The organism is Thaumasiovibrio clandestinus, from assembly GCF_047250365.1.
Lineage (GTDB): Bacteria > Pseudomonadota > Gammaproteobacteria > Enterobacterales > Vibrionaceae > Thaumasiovibrio.
Genome location: NZ_JBLBVL010000012.1, coordinates 1 through 26,201 on the forward strand (window position 1 = coordinate 1; position 26,201 = coordinate 26,201).

Below are 26,201 nucleotides of genomic sequence, written 5' to 3' on the forward strand. Positions count from 1 at the left end.
TCAGAGTTTCAGCTCTTAAAAACTGAGACAATAGGGGTGTAGCTCCAATTGGCAGAGCAGCGGATTCCAAATCCGCGTGTTGGGAGTTCGAATCTCTCCACCCCTGCCATCTTTAAGAAGGCCTCAGCAGAAATGCTGAGGCCTTTTTCTATATCTATTGCTCATACTACCATTACGAATGGTAGCGGAGAGTGATTTATCCCATCAGCTCAAAGAGTGCGTTGATAATCGGCTCTTGATAGCGATTTTTCTTACAGCACAGACCTAGTTCAAATGGTCTTACGCTACCAATATTTAGCCTCTCAACTTTATCTTTGACTGGGCTGTTATCGATCACCACATCAGGTGCGATACCGACGCCAAACCCTAATGCAACCATGCTAACGATAGCCTCATGCCCTGCTACTTGCGCATAGATGTTGGGCTTTAATTTGTGGTACCGAAACCACTGCTCAACTCTTTCTCGTGCTGTCCCGGAATCAGGAACAATAAATGGCACCTCATCCCATTCTGCTACGGGTGCACTCAAACTTTTACTAAAACTGGTTGCTAATGTCGGTGTAATGATTGACAGAGGGACCTCTCCTATCCGTGTAAATGCCAGCTTATTCGGTAGCAAATCTGGTTTTGCAGCAATGGCTACATCCACTTCATCATTTAAAACTTTCTGGACTGCTTGTGCAGGGTCACCCGTTGAGAGTTTTATTTCAATTTGAGGGTAGTTGAGCCGAAATTGGCTAAGTACTGTTGGTAGGTGGCTATAACTGGCTGTCACCGAGCAAAACAAACTCACTTCACCCACCAGTAAGGCGTCATCATTATCGGACAGTGATTTTAGGTGCTGCCAATCTGACACCATGTTGACAGCAACGGGGTACATTTTTTTTGCTGCATTGGTCAGTTCGACACTGCGATTGTCTCGTATGAAAAGGGTTTGACCTATATCGGCTTCTAAGCGCTGAATAATTCGGCTTAAAGTCGAAGGGCTAACGTGATTCATTTGCGCTGTTTGATGGAAGCTTTTCGAGTCGCAGAGGTGAACAAAAAGCTGGAGATTTTTTATATTCATTATTGTCTTTTGCGTCATGTTGCATTTTTTGCAAGGTGTTGTTGATAATATATCACTTTAAGCAACAACTGACCTGATTTAGACTGTTTTTATCGGGTTAACACCTACATGGATTAAAAATCACGGAGAATGTCGAGATGGCAAATTACTTTAATACTTTGAATTTACGTGAGCAGCTTGCTCAGTTGGGTGTATGTCGCTTCATGGACAAAGCCGAATTTGCAAACGAAGCAGATTACCTGAAAGGAAAAAGTGTTGTCATTGTTGGCTGCGGCGCGCAAGGGCTAAACCAAGGCTTGAATATGCGTGACTCTGGCTTGACTATCTCTTATGCATTGCGTCAGGTGGCAATTGATGAAAAACGTCAATCATATCAAAACGCAGTAGATAATGGCTTTGCTGTCGGTAGCTATGAAGAGCTTATCCCTAGCGCTGACTTGGTGATCAACCTTACCCCTGACAAGCAGCACTCAAATGTTGTTGAAACCGTTATGCCGTTAATGAAAGAAGGGGCGGCGTTGGGGTACTCACACGGTTTTAATATCGTTGAAGTGGGTCAGCAGATCCGTAGTGATATTACCGTTGTCATGGTTGCGCCTAAGTGTCCTGGTACTGAAGTACGAGAAGAGTACAAGCGTGGTTTTGGCGTACCGACGTTACTAGCGGTTCACCCTGAAAATGATCCTCAAGAAGAAGGTTGGGATATCGCCAAGGCTTGGGCTGCAGGCACAGGTGGTCACCGTGCAGGTTGCTTAGAGTCTTCATTTGTAGCTGAAGTTAAATCCGATCTAATGGGTGAACAAACCATTTTATGCGGCATGTTACAGGCAGGCTCTATCGTTTGTTATGAGAAGATGATTGCTGAGGGCATTGATGCGGGTTATGCCGGAAAATTGCTGCAATACGGTTGGGAAACAATCACCGAAGCACTGAAGTTTGGTGGCATCACCCACATGATGGATCGCCTTACAAACCCTGCCAAAGTGAAAGCATTTGAGCTGGCTGAAGAGCTAAAAGATCTTCTACGCCCACTGTATAACAAACACATGGACGATATTATTGTTGGCGATTTCTCGGCAGGAATGATGGCAGACTGGGATAACGACGATGCTAACTTGCTGCGCTGGCGTGCAGAAACTGGTGATACGGCGTTTGAAAATTACCCAGATAGCGACATTGAAATCACGGAACAAGAGTATTTCGATAACGGTATTTTAATGGTTGCGATGGTAAAAGCGGGCGTAGAGCTGGCGTTTGAAGCCATGACTGACTCGGGCATCATTGAAGAGTCAGCGTACTACGAATCACTACATGAGCTGCCATTGATTGCTAACACCATTGCGCGTAAGCGTCTGTATGAGATGAACGTGGTTATCTCTGACACCGCTGAATATGGCAACTACCTATTTGCCAATGTCGCGACGCCATTACTGCGTGAAAAATTCATGCAAGATGTGGGTAGTGATGTGATTGGACAAGGGTTAGGTGAGCGCAGTAATCAGGTTGATAACAGCACACTGATTAATATCAATGACGCGATTCGTAATCACCCTGTTGAGTGGATTGGTGCTGAGTTGCGTGGTTATATGACTGACATGAAAGACATTGCGGTTGGCGGTTAAGTCCCGCTAAAGAATAAAAAACCGGCATGAAGCCGGTTTTTTTTGTCGTTCTACTGCTGGTCATCAGAATCAGTAGGGGCAAATCTCGACTCTAACGCCGATAGTTTACTCTCAAGCTCAGTCAATTTCTGCCTTGTGCGCAATAACACCTGAGTTTGCACATCAAATTCCTCACGGCTGACTACGTCAAGCTTGCCTAGTTGTGCCTGAATGACCTGCTTCACCTTGTTTTCAACATCATTGCCGAGCTCTTTTACTGGTTGCGGCATCGCGTCCTGGATTTGCTTGGCAAGAGATTCTAGTTTTTTTGGGTCGATCATTTTCTCACTCCTTGAATTTCGTTTCCCCATTGTAAGCAATGGTTCTCGGGATGTCCTGAGTAGACCGTACTTTGTGTAAAAAAGGCGACCAGCGCCGCCTTTCTCTTTTCATCAGCTCACGTTAGATTGAATCTTTAGCCTCTTCAAATACAGGTAAAGGTCTATGTTCCGAGGCGAGGAAGGTGTATATCACGGGCAAGACAAACAAGGTAAAGACAGTACCGATTGCCAAGCCAGAAACAATCACAATCCCAATACTAAATCGTTGTGCCGCTCCAGCACCAGTCGCGTGCATGAGTGGTATTAATCCGGCAATCATAGAGACGGTGGTCATCAAAATTGGCCGCAGACGTACCTTGGCAGCCTCTTTAACGGCAGCAAAGCGATCCATTTGATGGTGCAGTTGTTGCTCCTTGGCGACCTCACAGATAAGAATGCCGTGTTTGGTTATCAGTCCAATCAGCGTAATTAGGCCAATCTGAGAGTAGATGTTCATTGATGCCGCCCCCCAAGCAAGCGCAATCAGTGCCCCACTAACTGCTAAGGGAACCGAAACCAAGATAACTAAGGGATCGCGTAAGGATTCAAACTGAATCGCAAGGACGAGAAAAATGACGGCAAGCGCCAGCAAAAAGGTGGCATAGAGAGCATTACCTTCACTGACAAACTGTCGCGCTTCGCCCATAAAATCATATTGATAGCCAATGGGAAGAGTCTGAGCGCCTTCACGAGTAAACCAGTCAATCGCATCGCCCATCGCCACGCCTGGTGCTGGTACTGCGCCAATGCTGGCAGAGTTAAGTTGGTTGAAATGGGGCAGAGTTTTTGGTGCTGCAATAACATCGATAGTGATGAGGCTTCCTAATGGCACGACTTGCCCATCCGCGGCCCGTACATAGTAACCGTTAAGCTCCTCTGGGTTGAGACGAAATTGGCGCGCGACTTGTGGAATAACTTCATAAGATCGGCCAGCGATATCGATGCGGTTAACATAACCATCAGCCATCATGGTGCTAAGAGTGGTTCCAATCTCCTGCATTGTGATGCCGTACGCACCAGCTTTGTCCTTGTCGATATTGAGCTGCATCGTCGCCGAGTCATAGTTTAAATCGAGGGTTGAATAGACAAAATAAGGGCTACTTTGCACTTTGGTTAGCACTTCGCTGGCCACTTGAAATAAGCTTTCAAACGGGTTGGGCGTTGTGATGACAAATTGGATGGGCAATCCAGACCCCGCTCCGGGCAATTCAGCCATTTGGAAGGTGGTAACATTCATGGCCGGAACATCTCTGATTAAGCCCGACACACGATTGACCACATCAGATTGACTCGCTTCTCGTTCACTCCAAGGTACCATTGAAGCAATGCCAAAGGCCTGATTAGATACAGGCACGCCAGAAAAAACCTGTGCAAACTTCACTTCCGGCTGATCGCTTAGGACCTGATTGACATCATTCATACTGTTTTCAATGAAATCAAGGTTGGCATTTGCCGGCGCGGTTCCTATTAACATCATCACGCCTTTGTCTTCTGAAGGGGCCAGCTCGGTTGGAATAAAGCGAAACAGTATTGGTAGGCATGTAAATACAATCAGTGCAAAGAGGACGATTGCAGGGCGGCGTGCTAAGACACGATCTAACAGTCGAGCATAACCGTTGGTGATACTCTCCAGTAGGCGATGAACAAGGCTTTCAAAGCGGCTCGGCTGCTGATGGGCTTTTAGCAACTTAGAGCACATCATTGGCGAAAGGGTTAGCGCGATGATCCCAGAGACAAATACAGCGCCAGCTAATGTAAGAGCGAACTCTTTAAACAGTGATCCGGTGATGCCGCCCATGAGTGCAATGGGTGCATAAACCGCGGCTAGGGTAAGGGTCATTGAGATAACTGGTACGGCAATTTCGCGTGTACCAATAATCGCGGCCCGAAACGGAGTTTCGCCGAGTTTAATGTGTCGATCCACATTCTCCAGTACGACAATCGCATCATCGACCACCATGCCAATGGCCAATACCATGGCCAGCAGTGTCATCAAGTTCCATGAAAAGCCAAACATCTGCATTAAAACCGCGATACCAATCAGAGATAATGGAATCGTGACGATAGGAATGATAACGGCGCGGAAAGAACCTAAAAACAAGGTGATAGCGATCAAAACGATCAATGCGGCTTCAACAATCGTCTTAATGACCTCTTGAATTGACTCATTGATGGCCACCGTAGAGTCGTATAACACCGCCATCTTGATATTATCGGGCATATTCTCCGTTAATGCGGGCAGTAACGCATTAATGTCTTTTGCAATATTGATGGGATTGGCGCTTGGGGCGGCATTGATGGCTGCGACTACAGCCTCTTGACCGTTAGCAGACGCACGATACGTATCGTGGCTCTTCTCCAAAGATACTGTTGCAATATCGCCGATGCGGATGACTTGCCCGTCTCTCTCTGCGACAACCAATTGCGCAAGCTCTTCAGCGGTGCTGACTTGGGTATTGGCAGAACCGTTATAAAGCACAAACTCACCAATTGCTTGCCCTGTCGCCGATTGGTAATTATTGGCACTCAGGACATTAATCGTATCACTCGCAGTAAGGTTGTAAGCGGCCATTTTTGCTGGGTCTAACCAGATACGTAGGGCGTAGGCGATACCACCATAGAGGTCGATCTTGGATACCCCGTTGACCGTAAAGAGTTGCGGTTTGGTGACCCGCTCGAGGTAATCGGTGATTTGGCTTGCATCGAGCGCTGGGCTGGTAAAACCAATATACATCACTGCCGTGGTTGAACCGGTCGACATAGAGACAGAGGGATCTTGGGCCTCGCGTGGCAGTTGCGAACGCACTGAATTGGTTTTAGCTAAAATATCTGACAACGCGGCATTTGGGTCGGTGTTTAACGCCATTGTGACCGTAATAGTGGATAGCCCCATCACACTGGATGAGGTCATGAAGTCAATATTGTCAGCCTGTGCAATCGCCTGCTCTAAGGGTTGAGTAATAAAGCCCTGAATCAAATCGGCACTGGCGCCATAGTAACTGGTGGTAACGGTGACCACGGTATTGGTCATTTCAGGGTATTCGCGCACCTGCAGCTTAAAAATAGCTTGTAACCCAAGCAGAGCGATCAGAAAGCTGATTGCCATCGCCAGCACAGGACGACGAATAAAGGTGTCAGTAAATCGCATCATCTTATCCTGTTATAACTGTGGGGTTTGGGTTGGCGGTGTAAGGGCATTGTTTTCAACAATGCGTACCTTGGCACCATTGCTTAAGCGCACCTGCCCTGATGTGACAATTTTATCTCCCGACGCAACGCCAGCTAAAATATGTGCGACTGCGCCTTTTCGTTCACCGACACTGATCACTGATTGCGTTACTCGCTGTGTACCATCATCATCTTGCGCTACGATGTATACGTTACTGCCATAGAGATTGAAGCTAATTGCGGTTTGCGGCAATACGATCTGCTCCGCTAATGCAGGTAGAATGATGTGTGCACGGGCAAACATACCAGAGCGAAGCTGCCCATTACTGTTAGGGATGTCGGCTTGGACTTGAATCAAGCCGCTCTGATAATTGACCGCCGGTTCAATGGCGCTGATGGTGCCTTCAAAGGTCTGCTCGGGGTAGGCATCAACAAAAATCGCCATTTTTTGCTGCAGCGAAATGTCAGCCAATTGGGTTTGTGGGATAGTGAAACGCAGGCGCATAATGCTGATATCTTCTAAGCGCACAATGTCATCACCAGGCTGAAGGTATTGACCTAAAAAAACATTGCGTAAGCCGACAATCCCCGCAAAGGGCGCTTGAATAGAGCGGTGTTGAATGGTCTCTTGCAGTGATTTTATGTCAGCACGCAGGGCCAGAAAGTCAGCTTGAGCTTCATCAAGGGCCTCTTTGGCGACCGAGCCTTTTTTAAATAACCCTTGGTAACGCACATACTTAGCCTCAGCAGCGGGCAGACGTGCCGTGACGCTTTCTAAGTTGGCCTTTTGTACATCAGCATTGAGTGAGATCAGTGGCTGGCTCTTGATAACGTTTGCACCTGAGTCAAAGTCGATATTCTCGATAATGCCAGCCACTTCCGTCGTTAAGGTGACGCCTTGATTCGGTTCAATAAAACCAATAACTTCAATGATCGGCACCCAATCAGATAATGTTGCTTCTAGGGCGGTTACTGGAAACTCCGGCTCAGGCATACTCGCCATGTGATTGGCAATCATTTTCTGTTTATAGAGATTAAAGCCAATCACGCTACCAAATAGCAATACAGCTAGGCATAGCATGCCAAAAATCCATTTTTTCATTGTATCGAGTGCTCCAAAATAGAGGTAGAAATGGCGTCCCAACACGCTGCCGTGCAAAGGGAGATCGCATCATCATCGAGTTGGATTTGATGCGAATGATGTTTTTTTCCTAAACTGATGGCGGGTTCAAACCCCAGCATGAATAGTGCTGCGTTGGGGAGCGGTTTTAGGCTCTTGACCTGTTTGCCATGTTCAAAGAAAGCGGCAAGTAGCGGAAATATTAGCTCTTGCTCGTCACATTTAAAGGGACGAGGGAGGTGAGAAAATTGGCCATGATTGATGATCGGGGCTTGCGCGCTTTGGCTCATCTTCCATAGGTTTTGCCACATCGCTTGATGCTGTTGCTGCAAGGGAGTAGTGGTATCGATGTTTTTCTGCATATGTTCTGCAACACGCTGTAAAACATACTTATACAACTGGCTTAGCAGATCTTCTTTGTCGGCGAAGTAGGTGTAAATACTGCCTGCTGCGATATTGGCCTCTTTGGCGATCATTGCCATGGATAGACCAGCAAAGCCATATTGTGCTAGGAGCATTTCTGTGGCGATAAGAATCCGTTCTTTTTTGGTTGGCATGGCGTTGCCTAGATGTTGAATGAATGTTCATTTAGATTACATGGGCTAATGTTCAGCATGCAAGCATTAATTGTAGTGATTTTGTTGACCCGCGGAATTCGCTTCGAGATAGACATTGCAGCTCAGCCAACTACAATGCTGTTCACAACAACTGAAAGGTGTAATAACGATGAAACTAAATCCTGCCCAAAATGAAGCCGTGAAGTTTGTTTCCGGCCCATGCCTTGTTTTAGCGGGGGCGGGATCGGGGAAAACACGTGTTATTACCAATAAAATTGCTTATTTGGTGCAGCAGTGTGGATATAAACCGCGCCAGATAGCTGCTGTTACGTTTACCAATAAAGCCGCCCGAGAGATGAAAGAGCGGGTGGCGCAAACCCTTGGAAAGAAAGAGTCAAAAGGCTTGATGGTCTCGACCTTTCACACCATGGGGCTGGAGATCATTAAGCGCGAGTATAAGTTGTTGGGCTTAAAAAGCAGTTTTTCTCTGTTTGACGATCAAGATCAGATGGCGCTGTTAAAAGAGCTAACGGAAAAGCAGCTTGATAACGATAAAGATTTACTTAAGCAGTTGGTACATACCATCTCCAACTGGAAAAATGCCATGTTATTGCCTGAGCAGGCGAAGGCGCACGCAAAGGGTGAGCAAGAGCAGCTCTTTGCGTTTTGTTATGACATGTACCAAAAGCAGATGAAGGCGTACAACGCGCTAGATTTTGACGACCTCATTTTAATGCCCGTGTTGTTGATGCAACTTCATCCAGAGGTAAAAGAGCGTTGGCAGAGTCGCATTCGTTACTTATTGGTCGATGAATATCAAGATACCAACACCAGCCAGTACTTATTAGTGAAATTGCTCGTTGGTGAGCGGGCGCGCTTTACCGTGGTTGGCGATGATGACCAATCAATATATAGCTGGCGTGGTGCGCAGCCTGAAAACTTAGGCTTGCTGCAAACAGACTTTCCGGCCCTAAAAGTGATTAAGCTCGAGCAAAATTACCGTTCAACAAAACGTATTTTGAAAAGTGCCAATATCTTAATTGCGAATAACCCACACTTATTTGATAAGCGCCTGTTCTCGGAGTTGGCAGAAGGTGATGCATTAAAAGTACTCACAGCCAACAATGAAGAGCATGAAGCTGAGCGCGTTGTTGGTGAATTGATTGCGCACCGCTTTATGAATAACAATGATTATAAGGATTACTCTGTTCTGTATCGTGGTAATCACCAGTCTCGCTTAATTGAAAAAGCGATGATACAGAACCGTATCCCATACAAAATATCTGGCGGTACTTCCTTTTTCGCCCGCGCTGAAATCAAAGATATTATGGCGTATTTGCGCTTACTCACTAACCATGATGATGACAATGCATTTTTGCGCATTGTTAATACGCCGCGCCGTGAAATTGGCCCTGTCACTCTGGAGAAGCTTGGTACTTATGCCAATATGCGTGGTAAGAGCTTATTTGAGGCCAGCTTTGAACTCGGCTTAGAGCACCACCTGTCGGGGCGTGGACTGGATGCGCTGCGTAAGTTCACTGACTGGATTGTTCGTCTTGGTGATAATGCTGAGCGCGGTGATACGGTTGCTGCGGTACGTGCGCTGGTGCGCGATATTAATTACGAGGATTGGTTGTACGAAACATCGCCGAGCCCTAAAGCCGCTGAGATGCGGATGAAGAACGTCTCTGATCTCTATAGCTGGATTGTGGCTGATCTGGAAGGCGATAACTATGACCAACAAGAGCGCAGCCTAAAAGAGGTGGTACAACGTTTGACGCTACGTGACATGATGGAGCGAGGTGAGGATGACGATGATGCTGATCAGGTCCAGCTGATGACCCTGCATGCCTCCAAAGGTCTTGAGTTTCCATATGTTTACTTGATTGGGATGGAGGAGGGTATCTTGCCGCACCAAACAAGTATTGATGAAGATAATGTTGAGGAAGAGCGTCGCTTAGCTTACGTCGGGATCACCCGGGCACAGCGCGAGTTGACCTTTACCCTATGTAAAGAGCGACGTCAGTATGGTGAGTTACTCAAACCGGAACCCAGCCGTTTTCTTGATGAGTTGCCGCAAGATGATTTGCAATGGGAGCGCGATAAGCCGAAAGTAACGGCAGAAGAGCGCATGGAAAAAGGCCAAACGACCATTGCCAACCTAAGGGCGAGCCTGTTTAAAAAATAGTGGCAGTCAGTGTGTACTGACTGCCACTCAAGATAAGACAAGGCAAGAGATAACGTGTTTCGATGTTATCTAGTGAGAGGGCTGGTGGCTTGTGCCAACCATGCCTTATCTTCCTCGTTGAGTCGAGGCGATACGTCATCCCACACCCTTTGGTGGTAATCGTTTAACCAAGCCAGTTCGCGGCTGGTCATTAGTGAAACATCGATAAGACGTTGATCAATAGGAGCACGGGTCAGTGAGGCAAAACCAAGCACTGTCATATCACCCTCGGTTGGGATCTCGATAACCTGTTCAAGGTTTTCGATGCGGATACCAAAGGCATCAGCGCGGTAATACCCTGGTTCATTTGAAAACACCATCCCAGGTTGCAGTGCGATAGGGTTCGGTACTTTCGAGATCCGTCCTGGCCCTTCATGCACATTCAGGTAATGCCCTACACCGTGACCTGTGCCGTGATCATATTCATACCCCTGTGCCCATAGATGTTGTCGAGCTAGCGTATCAAGCTGGTTGCCTGTCGTGCCGTAAGGGAAGCGAGCTGAAGCCAGACTGATGTGTCCTTTTAGTACCAATGTGAAAGTACGTTTGATCTCATCGCTTGGGTTACCAATGGCCACCGTACGGGTGATGTCCGTCGTTCCATCAAGGTATTGTCCACCAGAATCAACCAGATAGACATTGTCCTCAACCAATTCTCCGGGCGCTGACGGGTCGTGTCGGTAGTGACACATTGCTGCATTACCGCCAGCCGCAGAGATAGTATGAAAGCTCATCTCTTTGCAGGTTTCATCTTCTTGACGCAAGGCCCATAACTTTTCAGCGAGTTGATGCTCATTTGGACGTTGTCCCGCTGTTAGCTCACGATCTATCCAAGCGAGAAAGCGCGAAACAGCGACGCCATCGCGCACATGGCTCGCCTGCATTCCTGCCAACTCAGTGCTGTTTTTACACGCTTTAGGGAGCAGGCAAGGATCGGCTTGTTCAACCACCGTCGCGCCAGCATCCACTAAGGTCACCTTAGTCCATGCATTTGCCGTGGCGGGGTCAACCAGCACGTGTTGGCCAGTCAAAGCGATGAGGCCAGCTTTTAGCTCAGCCGGTGCTCTTACTGTTACACCTTGGCCTACATGGTCAGCAAAGGCTGCTGGCAGGCGTGTTGCATCGATATAGAAGTCGAGGTGACCGTTGGCATGCAGGATGGCATGGCAGAGAAGGACGGGCAGACACTCGATATCGGTACCGCGGATATTCAATAACCAAGCAATGCTGTCGAGGCTGGTTATCACTGCGGCATCGGCATCTTGAGCGGTCAACGTTGCCGCGAGCTCAGTGCGCTTCTCAGCACAGGATTTGCCAACGCTTTCCATCGGCATTAACAGCGCATCAGAGAGAGTTGCTGCTGGTCTGTCGGCCCATAGAGTATCAATAGGGTTATTATCAATGGCGACCAAGGTTAGTTTGTCTGCATGCGTCGCGCATTGCGCTTCCCACCATGCGCCATTGTGCATGCGAATATCGACGGCGATTTTACTGCCAGCAGGCAAGGTATTTGCCGCCCAAGTCATTGGCGGCTCTTCAATTAAATGGCAGTAATCAAACAGCGTCTCAGGTGTTTGCTTGCGGACTTGAACGGTGTAGCGGCCATCGACAAAAATCGCCGCGCGCTCGCGCGTGATCACGGCTGCACCCGCCGAGCCAGTAAAGTCTGTTGCCCATAACAGGCGCTCGTTGTGAGCAGGGATATACTCGCCGAGAAACTCGTCCTCGTGAGGAATAATAATCGCATCCAGATCGTGTTGGATTAACCAGTCACGCAAAAGGCTGACTCGTTCTGTGAGAGGTGTATGCATCAGTTGTTCCTTCAATCGTTTTATGTCTTCACGACAGCGTTAAAGCTAGCGCGTTTGTTCTGTGGGTGCAAACGTTTAGCTTGAGATGCGCCGATCGCTTGTGATGTTTATAGCTGTGTCTTGGTCATTGTCATTAAAGATGCTTGCATCGCTCTATAATCAGAGAGCGCAACCAGCAGTGAGCCGGGTCAGATTCTTGGTCTTGGCCCCAAAACAGCGTATAGGCCATTGGTGGCAGTGGGTAAGGCAATGGCAATATCACCAAGTTGAGTTGTTTGGCGATCAAGGCACCAAAGTGGCTGGGTGAGGTAAAGACCAGATCAGTGTGTGTGGCGATGGAGGCGGCACTATTAAAATCCGCGACACAAATGGCGATATCACGATACTTGTCTTGCTCAGCCAGCTTAAAGTCGAGCAACCAACGATCATTGCCATCGACACCGCAACGCGCCTGAACATGGCGTTGATCAAGGTAAGCTTCTAAGTCCCAGTGCTTTTTTAACGCCGGGTGGTCGGGGCGAACTAAACAACACTGGTGATCTCGATACAGTTCATGTGAAGCAATGCCTTGTGGTGGAAGCATGGTTAATTTTGCATCGCTTGGGTGAATGTCCTTACCCGTAATCCCAAAATCAACCTCTCCATTCAGGATCTTTTGAAATGACTGTTTACCCCATTGCTCAGTATCGAGAGTCAATTGTGGGCCTAAGCTGAACATGTCACTAATAAAGTGCGGTAGCGCCAGAGGGTAGATACTTTCGACCAGTGCCATTTTGTAGTGCCGCGAGCTTAATTTGGGATCAAACTGTGGTGGTTGAGTTAACTTGTCGATATCCCCCAATATGCCCTGTAATGCCCCTTGCATGTGGCGAGCCCGAAAGGTGGGCTGTAGGCCGTGAGAGGTTCGAGAGAACAGGGGATCGTCGAACCACTCGCGCAGCTTAGCGAGGTTCTTACTGACAGCGGATTGACTGAGATGAAGTCGACTGGCTGTACGAGTAACACTTTGCTCTTCTAAAAGGACATGCAAGCAGATTAAAAGATTGAGGTCGACGCGCAGAAGTGTCTTTAAGGGCATAGTGATATTCCTATGGGTAAAAACATTTGTGACTATAAACCATTTTCAATCATAACGCCTCATCTCTACACTAGCGATAAATTTACAAGGAAGGGGGATTTATGGTCCATCACTCACCACAACGTACGATGTTGTTTCTGTTTTTCTTGGTGCTATTTAGTCCATTAGCCATTGATATCTACCTGCCAGCATTGCCCGCGATGGCGAACGAGTTTCAAGTGTCTGAGGTTCGTGTTCAAGATACGGTAACCTGGTTTATGCTCAGTTTTGGTTTGGGGCAGCTAGTGGCTGGCCCATTGGCCGATCGTTTCGGACGTCGCCCGATAGCGTTATTTGGTATTGCGCTTTATGGAGTGAGTTCATTGATGGCGTATCAAGCTGAGCAGCTCGATGGTTTATTGATTGCGCGCTTATTGCAAGGCATTGCTGCTTGTGCCACCTCGGTCGCGGCCTTTGCGTGTGTACGAGACAGCTTTGGTCCCGAAAAAAGCGGTAAGATGATTAGTTACCTTAATGGAGCCATCTGCTTTATTCCAGCCCTTGCTCCAATTCTAGGTAGTTATCTCACCATACAATATGGCTGGCGCAGCAACTTTACGTTTATGGCAGGATTTGCAGTGCTAGGCCTATTCATTACTGGCTTTGGCTTTCCTGAAACTCGGCCACCGTCGTCATCTCCGTCGGTGCTGTTTAGCTGGTCGCGATACCGTAGCGTTTTGAGTCATGGTCAGTTTTTGTTTAACGCGACCTTGTGCTTATTAGCCATGGCAGTGATTCTGGCCTATGTGACCACGGCGCCAATGTGGTTAATGAATGAATTAGGCATCAGTATGGAAGCCTTCACCGGTTGGTTTGGTATTAATGCGGCGTTGAATATCTTAGGAGGGTTCATTGTTGCGCCTGTTTTAATGGACCGCTTCGGAACACGAAAGGCACTCTACATTGGGCTTATGCTCATAATCTCTGGCGGATTTTTAATGTTGAACGGGGGCGTGACACCATGGTGGTTTATGTTGCCTATTTTCATCAACTCGGTAGGCTTTGCCATTGTACTGGGCGCAAGTGCAGGTAAAGCGTTAGCGCCATTTGGTGATAAAGCGGGAACGGCCGCGGCACTGTTAGGGCTGCTTCAAATGACAGGGGCTGGTGTCTTGGTGGGGGGCTTGCAGCGTTTAGATCTCAATGCGCCGCAGCTTTTGGTTATCCACATGTTTCTTATGGTCCCAGCGTTGTTGTTGCTGATGCTACCTGCAGGTCAGCGTTGGCATCCAGCGAGTCAAAATTAAATCATACACTCAGATTTGTGCTGCTCGATGAGGCATGACCCGCTTTTAGCGGGTCATTTTTTTATCTATTACTCAGCGCAATGCATTAAGAGGCGTGCTTTTTCATCGTGCTCTTGCGAGGTCGCCATTGTTGAATGAGCAGACCAGCCACAATTAGGATTAACCCAACCAGCGTAGAAGGGTGAATGGCTTCACCAATTATCGTCGCCAGCAGTAACAGTGAGATAAAAGGGGAGACAAAAATGAGATTGCTGATCCGGGCGGTATTGGCAGTGTACTTTAAGGCATTGAGCCATAAGACAAAGGTGATGCCCATTTCAAACAAGCCCACATAGCTAACTGCGGCCCAGCCTTGCCATGGCACCGCAGGTAATCCGCCTTGCCATATGCAAAGTGAGATTGAGAAAGGCAGCGAGAGTAAAAAGCTCAACAACACCCCCAACACTGGGTCGGCATCGTTTTTGGCATTTAAGATCCAATATGTTGCCCACAACAGGGTTGAGAGGATTGCCAATGCGACGCCGCTGGGGCTATCAAAGGCCATGCTAAAGAGGTTGCCTTGTGTTGCTATCACCAATACACCGATGTAGCCCAGCGCACAAGCCATCCAATCCTGGCGGCGAATTTTTTGCCCTAAAAAGAGTGCCGCCATTAACGTGAGGGTGATCGCCCAGCTGTAATTGATGGGTTGCGCTTGCGAAGCGGGTAATCGTTCGTATGCTTCAAACAAAACAATGTAGTAGATAAACGGATTCACTAAGCCTAACAGTAGGTAGTAACCCGGCTTGCTTGAGAAGGTAGAACGAAGTTGATTGAGCTTGCCTTGTACTTTCGCAATCAGCAAAAGGGCTAGCGTCGAGACCACGCTGGCGACGGCCAACATCGCAATGGGGGTGAAATAACTCAAGGTTATTTTGAACGCCGTGGCCACGGTTGACCATAACAGCACCGCACTAAGGCCATATATCAGCGCCAGCTTTTCATTTTTCACAATATGTCGTTCCATCGGGGCAATAAAGTTAGTTGATGATTATGCCGATAAAGCAACGTTGTGCCAAAAGAAAGGCAACGCATTGACAAGTAAAAGGTTTATGACTGGACATTCATCCAGTGCTCACTTAGCCTTATCAGATTGGTTGTATCAGAGAGATAGAGATGATCCCGTTCACGCTAGAGACTTGGGTAGCAATGGCTGCCAGCAGTGCATTTACAGGGGCTGTCGCGGCATGGATTGTAAATAATCGTGCCCGTCAGCGCGAGGCGTTATTAAAGCAAGAGCGAAATGCTGCCCAGGCGCTGGGTGATGAGCGTCGCAGTCAATTGCAGGCTCAGTTGCTGGCACGTCAAACCGAGCTGGATGAGATGGATGTGGTTGCCGATCGGCTCAATGGCGAATTACGCCAAATGCACGCTCGCTTGGCCAGTGCTGCAGAAAAGTTACGCCAACTGGAGAGCATTAAACAAGAGCGCCAGCACTATCACGATCAGTTGGATAATGCGCGCTCCGCGAATGCCGGATTGGAAGCGGATTTGCGTGAACAAGAAGCGCGGCACAGTGAAGAGCATAAAGCGATGCAGGAAAAACTGCACTTGCTCGAAAATGCCGAGCAACGCATGCGCGAGCAATTTGAGGCATTGGCCAATCAACTCTTTGAGCAAAAATCGCGCAGTGTCGATGAACAGAATAAACTTAGCCTCGAAGGGCTGCTTGGGCCACTGAAGAGTCAACTGGAAGGGTTCCGTAAGCAGGTAGACGATAGCTTTGGTCGTGAAGCGCAAGAGCGTCATACCTTAGTGCATGAAATCAATAACCTCAAGAAACTGAATGAGCAGATGGCGCAAGAAGCCATTAACCTGACCCAAGCGTTAAAAGGGGATAACAAAGCACAGGGTAATTGGGGGGAAGTGGTGTTAGCCAAGGTGCTGGAGAGCTGTGGCCTGCGTGAAGGCTACGAGTTTACCACCCAAACCAGCTTGACCAGTGTTGACGGCAAGCGCTATCAACCGGATGTAATTGTCAATTTACCCCAAGAGAAACAAGTAGTCGTGGATGCCAAAATGTCACTGGTGGCGTATGAACGTTATTACAATGCCGATACGTTCGCTGAACAAGAGTTGGCGTTGAGTGAACATGTTGCTTCATTGCGTGGCCACATGCGTGGACTCAGTAAAAAAGACTATCAGCAACTGCAAGGCATTCGCTCGCTCGATTACGTCTTGATGTTTGTGCCTGTTGAACCGGCCTTTCAAGTGGCAGTGGCGGCCGAGCCTGCATTGGTTAGCGAGGCGATGGAGCATAATATTATGTTGGTTAGCCCAACCACCTTGATGGTGGCACTGCGAACCATCGCCAACCTATGGCGCTACGAAAATCAGAACCAAAACGCCAAACAGATCGCCGATCGGGCTGCCAAGCTGTACGACAAACTCCGTCTTTTTGTTGATGATATGGAGCAGGTAGGGCAGAGCCTAGATCGTGCGACGCAAGGTTATCGAGGCGCAATGAACAAGCTGGTGGTTGGGCGTGGTAACTTGATTCGCCAGGCGGAAGGCTTTAAGGCCCTTGGCGTTGAAGTTAAACGCAACATTAGTCCTCAGTTGGTTGCTGAAAGTGAAGACAGTGAGTCGATCTAGACGCTTAGTACAGAGATGGAAAAACCGACCTAATTGAATAGAGCTCTGTAACACAATCGAGTAAGATGGCTCTATTGTTAAGAGGAGTTAACATGGTTGATACATCTCATCGGACAGAGCAGGAAACGACGCACTTTGGTTTCAAAACCATAGCCAAGGAAGAGAAAGCGAACAAGGTCGCTGAAGTTTTTCATTCAGTCGCTGCGAAATATGACATTATGAATGATCTGATGTCAGGCGGCATTCATCGCGCTTGGAAGCGCTTCACCATTGATTGTAGCGGTGTTAGGCCTGGGCAACGCATTCTCGATCTCGGTGGTGGTACGGGGGATCTGACTGCCAAATTTTCACGCATAGTGGGGGAGCGGGGTCAGGTCGTTTTGGCCGATATTAACGACTCCATGCTTCAAGTGGGGCGCAGTAAGTTGCGTGATACGGGCATTGTAGGCAACGTTGAATACGTACAGGCCAATGCAGAATCTCTTCCCTTCCCAGATGATTATTTCGATTGCATTACGATTAGCTTTTGTCTGCGCAATGTGACGGACAAAGACAAAGCATTGCGCTCGATGTTTCGAGTGCTTAAGCCTGGTGGACGCTTATTAGTGTTGGAGTTCTCTAAGCCGCTACTGGAGCCCTTATCCAAGGTTTATGATGCTTACTCTTTTCACCTCTTACCCAAAATGGGTCAACTGATTGCCAACGATAGCGAGAGCTACCGGTATTTGGCTGAATCGATACGCATGCACCCTGATCAAGCGACGCTTGAGCGGATGATGCAAAACGCAGGCTTTGAGCATACCAATTACTATAACTTGACGGGCGGTATTGTCGCTCTGCATCGTGGTTATAAATTTTGAGGTGGCGATGAAGACACTGTCGTTACCTACCCCAATAAAAGTGTTGTTGTGTGCGAGTCTAGAGAGTGCACTGAATCACCTTGCTACCGAAGCGAGCGACCCTGTGTTGCGCCGCTTGCGGGGACGTGTTCTGCAGATCACCTTGAATGAGTTATCCCTGACGCTGACCTTCGTCTTTAGTCAGCAAATTGATGTGCTCGGTGAGTATGAAGGCGAACCAGACTGCCACTTATTGCTTGATCTCGCTGTGTTACCACAATTGCAGCAGCAAGCGCGTATTACTCAATTGATTAAGCAAGGGCAGTTGGATGTACATGGCGATCTTGCCCTTGCTCAACAATTTGCCGAGCTACTTCAATTGCTGAAGCCTGACTGGGAAGAGTGGTTATCACAATATAGCGGGGACGTGCTAGCGCACTTACTGGTTTCAGGTGGTCAGCGTCGTGTGCAAGCGTTAAAGCGCTGGCATGGGGAGCAGCAGCGACACATCGCTGAAGTTATCACTGAGGAGTGGCGTTTAGCCCCTGGCCCACTTGAGGTTATGCATTTTTGCGATCAAGTCGATGACTTACGCAGCGCCCTCGCCCAGCTTGAAGTGCGTCTAGAAAGGCTCTGCGTCCAGAAAGGAGAGTCGTGATGACTGCAAAGGAATTACAACGGCTCTACCATATTCAACAGGTGTTACTGAGCTATGGGTTAGACGATCTACTGGCGGATATTCCTCAAGCCGAGAGGGCGCGCTGGTGGCGGCGAGGGCTGTTTTGGGTGCGAAACCAGCATGCTAACTTGCCGCTCGGCGAACGCTTACGCTTAGCACTGCAAACATTGGGGCCAGTTTGGATTAAGTTTGGGCAGATGATGTCAACCCGGCGAGATCTGTTTCCACCGCATATCGCCGACCCTCTAGCGTTACTGCAAGATCAGGTGGCGCCGTTTGATGGTGGCTTGGCCAAAGCGCGCATAGAGGCCGCTCTCGGTGGGCCGGTTGAGACGTGGTTTGATGATTTCGACCTAACACCATTGGCCTCAGCATCTGTGGCCCAAGTACATACCGCGACGCTGAAGCAGACAGGCCGAGAGGTGGTACTAAAAATCATTCGTCCGGATATTTTGCCGGTGATTCAGGTCGACATAAAATTGATGTATCGAATGGCACGTATGGTGGCGCGTTGGTTGCCCGACGCGCGCCGATTACGTCCTGTTGAAGTTGTCGCGGAATATGAAAAGACCCTGCTCGACGAACTGAACCTTATGCGTGAGGCAGCAAATGCCATTCAGTTGCGGCGCAACTTTGACGGCGAGCGCATCTTGTATGTTCCTGAAGTGATCACAGAGTATTGCTCTGAGCACTTGCTGGTCTCGGAACGCATTTATGGTATTCAGGTCTCTGATATCGAAGCGCTCAAAGCCAACGGCACCGACATGAAGCTACTGGCTGAGCGTGGCGTTGAAGTTTTCTTTACGCAAGTTTTTCGTGACAGCTTTTTCCATGCCGATATGCACCCTGGCAATGTCTTTGTCTCGTATGACAATCCACAGGACCCGCAATGGATAGGGTTAGATTGCGGTATCGTTGGGGTGTTGAATCGTGAAGATAAACGTTATCTAGCCGAAAATTTCTTGGCGTTCTTTAACCGCGATTACCGCAAAGTGGCTGAATTGCATGTCGATTCTGGCTGGGTACCCGTCGATACCAATGTGGATGAGTTTGAATTTGCGATCCGTACCGTGTGCGAACCCATTTTTGCTAAGCCACTGTGTGAAATCTCATTTGGGCATGTGCTACTCAATCTGTTTAATACGGCGCGACGCTTTAATATGGAAGTGCAACCGCAACTCGTGCTATTACAAAAAACGCTACTGTATGTTGAAGGTTTAGGTCGCCAGCTTTATCCGCAGTTGGATTTATGGGATACGGCTAAGCCCTATTTAGAGTCATGGATGGCACGACAAGTCGGGCCATTAGCGGTGATTGAAGCGCTAAAAGAGAAAGCGCCATTTTGGGCTGAAAAGTTGCCAGAATTGCCGGAGTTACTGTATGAAAACTTACAGCAAGCTAAGGTAATGAACAAAAAGATAGAGCGGTTATATCAAGATTTTGCTGAGAAAAAGCAGCAGGTTAGTCGTGCAAGGTATCAATTTGGTATGGGAACGACATTCTTGCTGTGTGCAGCATGGTTTTATAGCCATAATATAGATAATATGTCAGGAGCGGCAGCAGGACTTGGTATTTTGCTGTGGTGGCTTGGATGGCGAACACTACGCCGCAATGAATTGAATTAAATTAGAGGGATATTCCATGGGTGGAATCAGTATTTGGCAGCTTCTTATTATTGCACTAATTATTGTGTTGTTATTTGGTACTAAGAAGTTACGTGGCTTGGGTGGTGATTTAGGATCGGCCATCAAAGGGTTCAAAAATGCCATGGAGGACGATAAAACTAAAGATGCCGACTTTAATGACAACGCTGAACAACAAGCGATAGATGAGAAGCCAACCCAGCAGGCTGAGTCGGTGAAGAAGAACGATAAAGAGCAGGTTTAATCGTGTTTGATATCGGGTTTTGGGAACTAATCCTGATCTCGCTGGTTGGCCTGGTTGTGTTAGGGCCTGAGCGTCTGCCCGTGGCCATACGCAATGTTTCGCGTTGGGTACAGGCAGCACGTTCAATGGCGACGTCAGTACGCACGGAGCTAGAGCAGGAGCTAAAAATTCAGGAGTTACAGGAAAACCTGAAAAAGGCCGAGAAAATGAGCATGCAAAACTTGTCACCTGAGTTGCAGGAGTCGGTGGATGAGCTCAAACAAGCTGCAAAAGATGTGCAGCGCCCGTTTCAGGATGCGTCTGAACAGATAAAGCACAGTAATCAGGAAAAAAAATAGATGTCAGTGGATGATTCTCAGCCATTAATCCAGCACTTGGTCGAGTTGCGTGGACGTTTGCTGCGTGCACTCAGTGCCGTGATGGTGTTTTTTTTAGGTTTGGTATGGTTTGCGAACGATATTTATGCCTTTCTATCGGCCCCGCTGATCGCTCGCTTGCCTGAAGGGGCAACCATGATCGCGACGGATGTCGCTTCCCCCTTTTTTACGCCATTAAAGTTAACCTTGGTTGTCTCGGTGTTCCTCGCTGTTCCCGTTATTTTGTATCAAGTGTGGGCATTTGTGGCTCCCGGCTTGTATCAGCACGAGAAAAAATTGGTTAATCCGTTGCTGATATCGAGCTCATTGCTCTTTTATGCTGGGGTTGCGTTTGCCTACTATGTTGTCTTTCCGTTGGTGTTCAGTTTTTTTACTGCGACGACACCGGAAGGGGTGCAAATGGCCACCGATATCGCCAGTTATCTCGATTTTGTTCTGGCTATCTTTTTTGCCTTTGGTGTGGCGTTTGAAGTACCGATTGCGATTATTTTACTGTGTTGGACGGGAGCAACTGATCCGCAAACCCTAGCGAGCAAGCGGCCTTATATTATTGTTGCCAGCTTTGTCGTCGGAATGTTGTTAACGCCGCCAGATATGATATCGCAAACATTATTGGCCATTCCGATATGTATACTATTTGAGTTAGGGCTGTTTGTTTCTCGATTCTATTTGCCAAAGGACGACGAGCAGCCATCATAGAGGCGAGTAGGGCATGATTGATATAGGTGTGAACTTAACGAACTCCCGGTTTGATAAAGATCGCTCGGAGGTTATTTCTCGTGCACTGCAAGCGGGTGTTGAGCACTTGGTGATTACCGGGACCAATATCGTAGAGAGTTTGGATGCAGCACAGCTCTCTACATTGTGGCCGGATATTTGCGTGAGTACGGCGGGTGTGCATCCGCATGACGCAAAATCGGTGTCTGATTTGGCGTTGCCGCAAATCCGTGACTTAGCCCAGCTACCGCAGGTGAAGGCGATTGGCGAGTGCGGATTGGATTTTAATCGCGATTTTTCACCACGACCACAACAAGAAGCCGTCTTTGATGCTCAACTTGCGTTAGCGGCTGAAATGAGCATGCCGGTTTTTATGCACTGTCGTGATGCTTTTGAGCGATTTACTGCCTTGTTGTCGCCATGGCGAAAACAGCTTCCTGCTGCGGTATTGCATTGCTTTACCGGAAACCGAGCAGAACTTGAAGCTTGCCTTGCTCTGGACCTGTATATCGGGGTAACGGGCTGGGTATGTGACGAGCGTCGAGGTACTGAGTTGCGAGAACTCGTGCAGCATATTCCAGCTAATCGCTTGATGATCGAAACAGACAGCCCCTATTTGCTTCCTCGAGATATTCGCCCGAAACCAAAATCCAGCCGTAATGAACCGTGTTATCTACCGCATATTTTAAACACCGTGGCCCAGTGCCGTGGTGATGACCCCGATGTGTTGCAAGCACAGGTAACTCTGAACAGCCGAGCGTTTTTTAATTTGTAATGGTGAGCCCTGCTTATCACGCGCGTTGTTGCGTTATTCGTATTAATCAAGGAAGTGAATTGTGACTACCTCTATCAACCCGAGCTTTCCTGCTCATCGTCCGCGTCGCATACGAAAGTTCGAATTTAGCCGTCGCTTAATCGCGGAGAGTGCGCTGCAAAGCAGTGATCTTATTTACCCTATGTTTATTGTAATGGGTAAAAATCGCCGTGAAACCATTGAGTCGATGCCCGGCATTGAGCGTTTGTCGATTGACCTTATGCTACAAGAAGCGGATTACCTTGCTGCATTAGGTGTGCCTGCTATCGCACTGTTTCCCGTTATTAGCCAAGAGGTTAAATCAAATTGTGCCTCTGAGGCGTTTAATCCAGAAGGTTTAGTGCAACGTGCCGTACGTTTATTAAAAGAGCATGTTCCGCAGCTCGGGGTGATCACCGATATCGCACTGGACCCATTCACCGTCCATGGTCAAGATGGAATCATCGATGAGCAGGGGTATGTGCTAAATGAGGAAACAACCCGACTCTTAGTGAAACAAGCGTTGTCCCATGCTGAGGCGGGCGCTGACATTGTCGCGCCATCTGACATGATGGATGGACGAGTGGGGGCGATTCGCCAAGCGCTAGAGGCAGCCGGGTTTATAAATACCCAGATTATGGCGTACTCCGCTAAATATGCGTCGAACTATTATGGCCCATTCCGCGATGCCGTCGGCTCTGCCGCTAACTTGAAGGGCGCGGATAAAAAGACTTATCAGATGGATCCGGCCAATAGTGATGAAGCGTTGCGGGAGGTCGCGATGGACATCAATGAAGGGGCGGATATGGTGATGGTTAAGCCCGGCATGCCTTATCTCGATATTGTGCGCCGCGTGAAGAGCGAGTTACACGTACCGACATTTGCTTATCAAGTGAGTGGTGAGTATGCGATGCATAAAGCGGCGATTGCTAACGGTTGGCTAAAAGAGCGCGAGTGCGTGCTGGAGTCGCTGCTGTGCTTTAAGCGAGCCGGTGCCGACGGTATTTTGACCTACTTTGCCAAAGATGTGGCGGAGTGGTTAGCTGAGGAGCAGGCAGAAGCTGCCACCCACTTACGTCGCGAGTAAGTGTGGTTACCTAACGGAAAAGAAAAAGGCTTGCCCATGGCAAGCCTTTTTGCGGTTGATGCCGCAGATATATCTATTCGCCTTCAAGGGTCAAACACATTCCGGCATCACTTTGGCGGTGCGCCTCTTCATGCAGAAGTGAGGCGAGCAACGGATGTTGTACTTGCCACTGAGATGGTAGGATTAACTGCCATGACTCCGCTGCTTGGTGTAGTTTTGTCACCAGCAAGGCGCTAGGTTGGCGGCGATGGCATAGTACAATCGCCAGACGAATAATGCGCAATAACACTTGCGCAGCTTCATCATTGATGGCCTGTTGCTGTAACTGGTGCGGTAGCGGGCCCATGCTGTACTTGACGATATCGGCTAACAACTGTGACTGGGCACGTGTATAGCCCGGCAGCTCGATATTGTGGAGCAAATAGGCACTGTGTTCGCAAGCTTGCTTAAAGCCAAGGCTAATACCGATTTCATGCAGTGCACACGCGGCGTGCAATAATGGCGAGATCTCCCTGGCGTGCGAAGTCTGCAGTTGTGCGAGGAGCTCATTGGCGACTTGATTAACCAGCTGTGCTTGTGTTTTATCCAGCTGAAAGCGTGTCTGGATACTGCTCAGTGTGCGTTGGGAGATATTTTCTTGGCGTAAGCCGTCGATCATATCGTAAGCCAACCCTTCCCTTAATGCGCCGCCAGCCAGTGTCATTGCGTCGATCTCAAAGCTCTCAAAAATCGCGATTAGGATCGATAGACCACTGGGGAACACCAATGCACGTTCTAGTGTTAAGCCGGCAATATCGAGGTCTTCAAGCTGCTCATAGTTCATGGCTTGCTTTTGCAGGCGTTTGAGTTTTTTCAAGGTGATGACTTCACTCATTCCCTGCGCGAGCATGATCTCTTGCAGGGCTTGTACTGTGCCGCTGGCTCCGACACAGACATCCCAGCCTAATTGTGCATATTGTTCACGCATAGGGGCTAGAACAGCTTTCGCAGCCTGAATTGCTTGCGCGAAGTTATCAGCAGACAGGCAGCGATCAGAGAAGTACTGCTCAAGCCAAGTTACGCAGCCCATATGGAGACTCTGTAGTGCGATGGCATCGAATTGGCTACCGATAATTAACTCGGTGCTAGCGCCGCCAATATCAACCACTAAGCGACGACCACAGCCACCAGATGTATGCGCTACACCTTGGTAGATAATTCGAGCTTCTTCTTCACCCGGAATGATTTCAACCGCATGCCCCAAAATCTTCTCTGCTTGAACGAGAAAGTCATCTCGATTCACTGCTCGGCGGAGGGCTGCTGTACCCACGATACGAATATGGGCAGGTTTAATATCTTGCAGACGTTCAGCAAATAGCGCTAAACAGTCCCAGCCGCGTTGCATCGCTTCGTGACTTAAGCGTAATTGGTTATCTAATCCTGCGGCTAAACGAACTTTGCGTTTAACTTTTGCTAGCGTTTGGACACTGCCAGCATTATTGCGGATTAACCACATGTGAAAACTGTTTGAGCCTAAGTCAATAGCAGCATAAATGGGAGATACGGTTGTCGTCATAGGTTAACCCTGCTTAGTCGTAGGTCGACGGCGAGGGCGTGAACGGTGTGGTTGTCCCTGACGTTGCTGGGAACCCGTTCTGCGCTTAGTACTACTGTTAAAACGTTCTTTACGCTCTAGACGCAGTGGCGCTGGTAGATCTGTCAGCAGAGCGGCAGAGTTGTAGTTGGTCAGTGGAATGCTGTGTTCAATGTAGCTTTCAATCGCGGGTAGATTGATAGCATACTCTTCACAAGCAAAACTGATGGAATGACCGCTAGCGCCGGCACGACCGGTACGGCCAATGCGGTGAACATAGTCTTCTGCGTCATCAGGCAAGTCGTAGTTAAAGACGTGCGTTACCTGAGGAATATGCAGACCACGAGCAGCAACATCGGTAGCGACCAAGATATCAACACGCCCTTCAGTAAACTCTTTAAGGATGCGTTCACGCTTTTTCTGCGGTACATCGCCAGTTAAAAGACCAACGCGGTGTTCATCGGCAGCAAGGTGACCCCAAATATCTTCACAACGGTATTTGGTATTGGCAAAAATAATCGCACGCTCAGGCCAATCTTGTTCGATCAACGTTTGTAACAAGGCCATTTTTTCATCATTAGAAGGCTGGAATAGTTCTTCTTGGATGCGATGTCCGGTTTTTTGCGTAGGTTCAACCACAACGCTTTCTGGGCTATTCATGTGCTCAAAAGCGAGTTCTTTGACACGGTAAGACAGCGTGGCAGAGAACAACATGTTGCGGCGTTTTTCCGGTGCTGGCATGCGACGGAATAAAAAGCGAATGTCTTTAATAAAGCCCAAATCGAACATACGATCGGCTTCATCGAGCACAACAGCTTGAATATTTCGTAGATCGATCACACCGCGCTTATAAAAATCGATGATGCGACCACAGGTGCCGATCAGAATATCGACGCCGTCTTTTAGACGTTGCTCTTGTTTCTCATACGCCTCACCACCATATGCAAGACCTGCGGTTAAGCCAGTGCTTTCTATGAGAGGTTTAGCATCATTGTAGATCTGAATAGCCAGTTCTCGGGTTGGAGCTAGGATAATTGCCCGAGGTTGATTTTGACGGTGATCCTCTGGTTTCTCCGTTATTATCAAATGGTTAAAAGTAGCAGCGAGGAACGCAATGGTCTTTCCTGTACCGGTTTGCGCTTGTCCTGCAATGTCTTGGCCAGCGAGCACGACTGGCAATGCCAAGGCTTGAATTGGAGTGCAATGGGTGAACCCTTTGGACTCTAAACCTTGTATAACTTTCGGCTCTAAACCGAAGTCGGCAAATTTTTGCTCTGTGATGTGGGTCGTTTTCATGCGTATAGAATATCAGCTTAGG

General features: G+C 48.3%; 22 protein-coding genes and 1 tRNA gene. 13 read left to right on the plus strand and 10 right to left on the minus strand.

Annotated features, from left to right (window positions below; all coding sequences use genetic code 11):
- The first annotated feature begins 32 nt into the window (after positions 1 to 32).
- A tRNA-Trp gene (locus tag ACKLNH_RS14675) sits at positions 33 to 109 on the plus strand.
- An 87-nt stretch (positions 110 to 196) separates the two neighbouring features.
- On the opposite strand, the gene ilvY is transcribed toward ACKLNH_RS14675, so the two are convergent.
- Positions 197 to 1,069, minus strand: a complete 873-nt coding sequence (gene ilvY / locus ACKLNH_RS14680) for an HTH-type transcriptional activator IlvY (RefSeq protein WP_413113012.1) — start codon at positions 1,067 to 1,069, stop codon at positions 197 to 199.
- A 137-nt stretch (positions 1,070 to 1,206) separates the two neighbouring features.
- On the opposite strand from ilvY, the gene ilvC reads away from it, so the two are divergent.
- Positions 1,207 to 2,691 (plus strand): ketol-acid reductoisomerase, encoded by a 1,485-nt coding sequence (ilvC, locus tag ACKLNH_RS14685; protein WP_413113013.1) that lies wholly within the window; start codon positions 1,207 to 1,209, stop codon positions 2,689 to 2,691.
- 50 nt (positions 2,692 to 2,741) lie between these two features.
- Here the strand turns inward: ilvC and ubiK are convergent, their stop codons facing one another.
- The 4 genes from ubiK to ACKLNH_RS14705 all read right to left on the minus strand — a co-directional run bounded on the left by ubiK (position 2,742) and on the right by ACKLNH_RS14705 (position 7,895).
- Positions 2,742 to 3,011 carry a ubiquinone biosynthesis accessory factor UbiK gene (gene ubiK, locus ACKLNH_RS14690; RefSeq protein WP_413113014.1) on the minus strand — a complete coding sequence of 90 codons (270 nt, stop codon included), beginning with the start codon at positions 3,009 to 3,011 and terminating at the stop codon, positions 2,742 to 2,744.
- Positions 3,012 to 3,132: 121 nt separating this feature from the next.
- Positions 3,133 to 6,198, minus strand: coding sequence for a multidrug efflux RND transporter permease subunit (locus ACKLNH_RS14695; protein WP_413113105.1), 3,066 nt, complete (start codon positions 6,196 to 6,198; stop codon positions 3,133 to 3,135).
- Positions 6,199 to 6,210: 12 nt separating this feature from the next.
- Positions 6,211 to 7,320, minus strand: coding sequence for an efflux RND transporter periplasmic adaptor subunit (locus ACKLNH_RS14700; protein ID WP_413113015.1), 1,110 nt, complete (start codon positions 7,318 to 7,320; stop codon positions 6,211 to 6,213).
- Positions 7,317 to 7,895, minus strand: coding sequence for a TetR/AcrR family transcriptional regulator (locus ACKLNH_RS14705; protein ID WP_413113016.1), 579 nt, complete (start codon positions 7,893 to 7,895; stop codon positions 7,317 to 7,319). The genes ACKLNH_RS14700 and ACKLNH_RS14705 overlap by 4 nt, the downstream gene beginning before the upstream one ends.
- Positions 7,896 to 8,064: 169 nt before the next feature.
- Between ACKLNH_RS14705 and rep the strand changes: the two genes are divergently transcribed.
- Positions 8,065 to 10,083, plus strand: coding sequence for a DNA helicase Rep (gene rep / locus ACKLNH_RS14710; RefSeq protein ID WP_413113017.1), 2,019 nt, complete (start codon positions 8,065 to 8,067; stop codon positions 10,081 to 10,083).
- A gap of 65 nt (positions 10,084 to 10,148) precedes the next feature.
- Here the strand turns inward: rep and ACKLNH_RS14715 are convergent, their stop codons facing one another.
- Together ACKLNH_RS14715 and ACKLNH_RS14720 are read right to left on the minus strand one after the other, a co-directional pair.
- Positions 10,149 to 11,933 (minus strand): M24 family metallopeptidase, encoded by a 1,785-nt coding sequence (locus ACKLNH_RS14715; RefSeq protein WP_413113018.1) that lies wholly within the window; start codon positions 11,931 to 11,933, stop codon positions 10,149 to 10,151.
- 133 nt (positions 11,934 to 12,066) lie between these two features.
- The gene (locus ACKLNH_RS14720) at positions 12,067 to 13,011 is read right to left on the minus strand and encodes a LysR substrate-binding domain-containing protein (RefSeq protein ID WP_413113019.1); all 945 of its coding nucleotides are present in this window, start codon (positions 13,009 to 13,011) and stop codon (positions 12,067 to 12,069) included.
- A gap of 101 nt (positions 13,012 to 13,112) precedes the next feature.
- Between ACKLNH_RS14720 and ACKLNH_RS14725 the strand changes: the two genes are divergently transcribed.
- Entirely contained in the window at positions 13,113 to 14,297 is a 1,185-nt protein-coding gene (locus tag ACKLNH_RS14725; RefSeq protein ID WP_413113020.1) for a multidrug effflux MFS transporter, read from the plus strand.
- Positions 14,298 to 14,382: 85 nt separating this feature from the next.
- Here the strand turns inward: ACKLNH_RS14725 and ACKLNH_RS14730 are convergent, their stop codons facing one another.
- Positions 14,383 to 15,288, minus strand: a complete 906-nt coding sequence (locus ACKLNH_RS14730) for a DMT family transporter (protein ID WP_413113021.1) — start codon at positions 15,286 to 15,288, stop codon at positions 14,383 to 14,385.
- Between the two features lie 164 nt (positions 15,289 to 15,452).
- Here ACKLNH_RS14730 and rmuC point away from each other — a divergent pair, with 164 nt between their 5' ends.
- From rmuC to hemB, 9 genes are all read left to right on the plus strand, one after another.
- A complete protein-coding gene (gene rmuC / locus ACKLNH_RS14735) occupies positions 15,453 to 16,931 on the plus strand; it encodes a DNA recombination protein RmuC (protein WP_413113022.1) in 1,479 nt (492 codons plus the stop codon).
- Between the two features lie 92 nt (positions 16,932 to 17,023).
- Entirely contained in the window at positions 17,024 to 17,791 is a 768-nt protein-coding gene (ubiE, locus tag ACKLNH_RS14740) for a bifunctional demethylmenaquinone methyltransferase/2-methoxy-6-polyprenyl-1,4-benzoquinol methylase UbiE (protein ID WP_413113023.1), read from the plus strand.
- 7 nt (positions 17,792 to 17,798) lie between these two features.
- Positions 17,799 to 18,428, plus strand: coding sequence for a ubiquinone biosynthesis accessory factor UbiJ (locus ACKLNH_RS14745; protein WP_413113024.1), 630 nt, complete (start codon positions 17,799 to 17,801; stop codon positions 18,426 to 18,428).
- Positions 18,428 to 20,074 carry a ubiquinone biosynthesis regulatory protein kinase UbiB gene (gene ubiB, locus ACKLNH_RS14750; RefSeq protein ID WP_413113025.1) on the plus strand — a complete coding sequence of 549 codons (1,647 nt, stop codon included), beginning with the start codon at positions 18,428 to 18,430 and terminating at the stop codon, positions 20,072 to 20,074. Before ACKLNH_RS14745 ends, ubiB begins: the two co-directional genes overlap by 1 nt.
- Before the next feature lie 16 nt (positions 20,075 to 20,090).
- Complete coding sequence (tatA, locus tag ACKLNH_RS14755) at positions 20,091 to 20,336, plus strand: Sec-independent protein translocase subunit TatA (RefSeq protein WP_413113026.1); 246 nt, start codon at positions 20,091 to 20,093, stop codon at positions 20,334 to 20,336.
- Between the two features lie 2 nt (positions 20,337 to 20,338).
- Positions 20,339 to 20,674: a Sec-independent protein translocase protein TatB gene (tatB, locus tag ACKLNH_RS14760; RefSeq protein ID WP_413113027.1), complete on the plus strand. Its 336-nt coding sequence runs from the start codon at positions 20,339 to 20,341 to the stop codon at positions 20,672 to 20,674.
- Positions 20,675 to 21,412, plus strand: coding sequence for a twin-arginine translocase subunit TatC (gene tatC / locus ACKLNH_RS14765; protein WP_413113028.1), 738 nt, complete (start codon positions 20,675 to 20,677; stop codon positions 21,410 to 21,412).
- Positions 21,413 to 21,425: 13 nt separating this feature from the next.
- Positions 21,426 to 22,205, plus strand: a complete 780-nt coding sequence (gene tatD / locus ACKLNH_RS14770; RefSeq protein ID WP_413113029.1) for a 3'-5' ssDNA/RNA exonuclease TatD — start codon at positions 21,426 to 21,428, stop codon at positions 22,203 to 22,205.
- Positions 22,206 to 22,266: 61 nt separating this feature from the next.
- Positions 22,267 to 23,310, plus strand: coding sequence for a porphobilinogen synthase (gene hemB / locus ACKLNH_RS14775; protein WP_413113030.1), 1,044 nt, complete (start codon positions 22,267 to 22,269; stop codon positions 23,308 to 23,310).
- 73 nt (positions 23,311 to 23,383) lie between these two features.
- On the opposite strand, the gene gppA is transcribed toward hemB, so the two are convergent.
- A complete protein-coding gene (gene gppA, locus ACKLNH_RS14780; protein ID WP_413113031.1) occupies positions 23,384 to 24,865 on the minus strand; it encodes a guanosine-5'-triphosphate,3'-diphosphate diphosphatase in 1,482 nt (493 codons plus the stop codon).
- A gap of 3 nt (positions 24,866 to 24,868) precedes the next feature.
- Positions 24,869 to 26,179 (minus strand): ATP-dependent RNA helicase RhlB, encoded by a 1,311-nt coding sequence (gene rhlB, locus ACKLNH_RS14785; RefSeq protein WP_413113032.1) that lies wholly within the window; start codon positions 26,177 to 26,179, stop codon positions 24,869 to 24,871.
- Between the last annotated feature and the right edge of the window lie 22 nt (positions 26,180 to 26,201).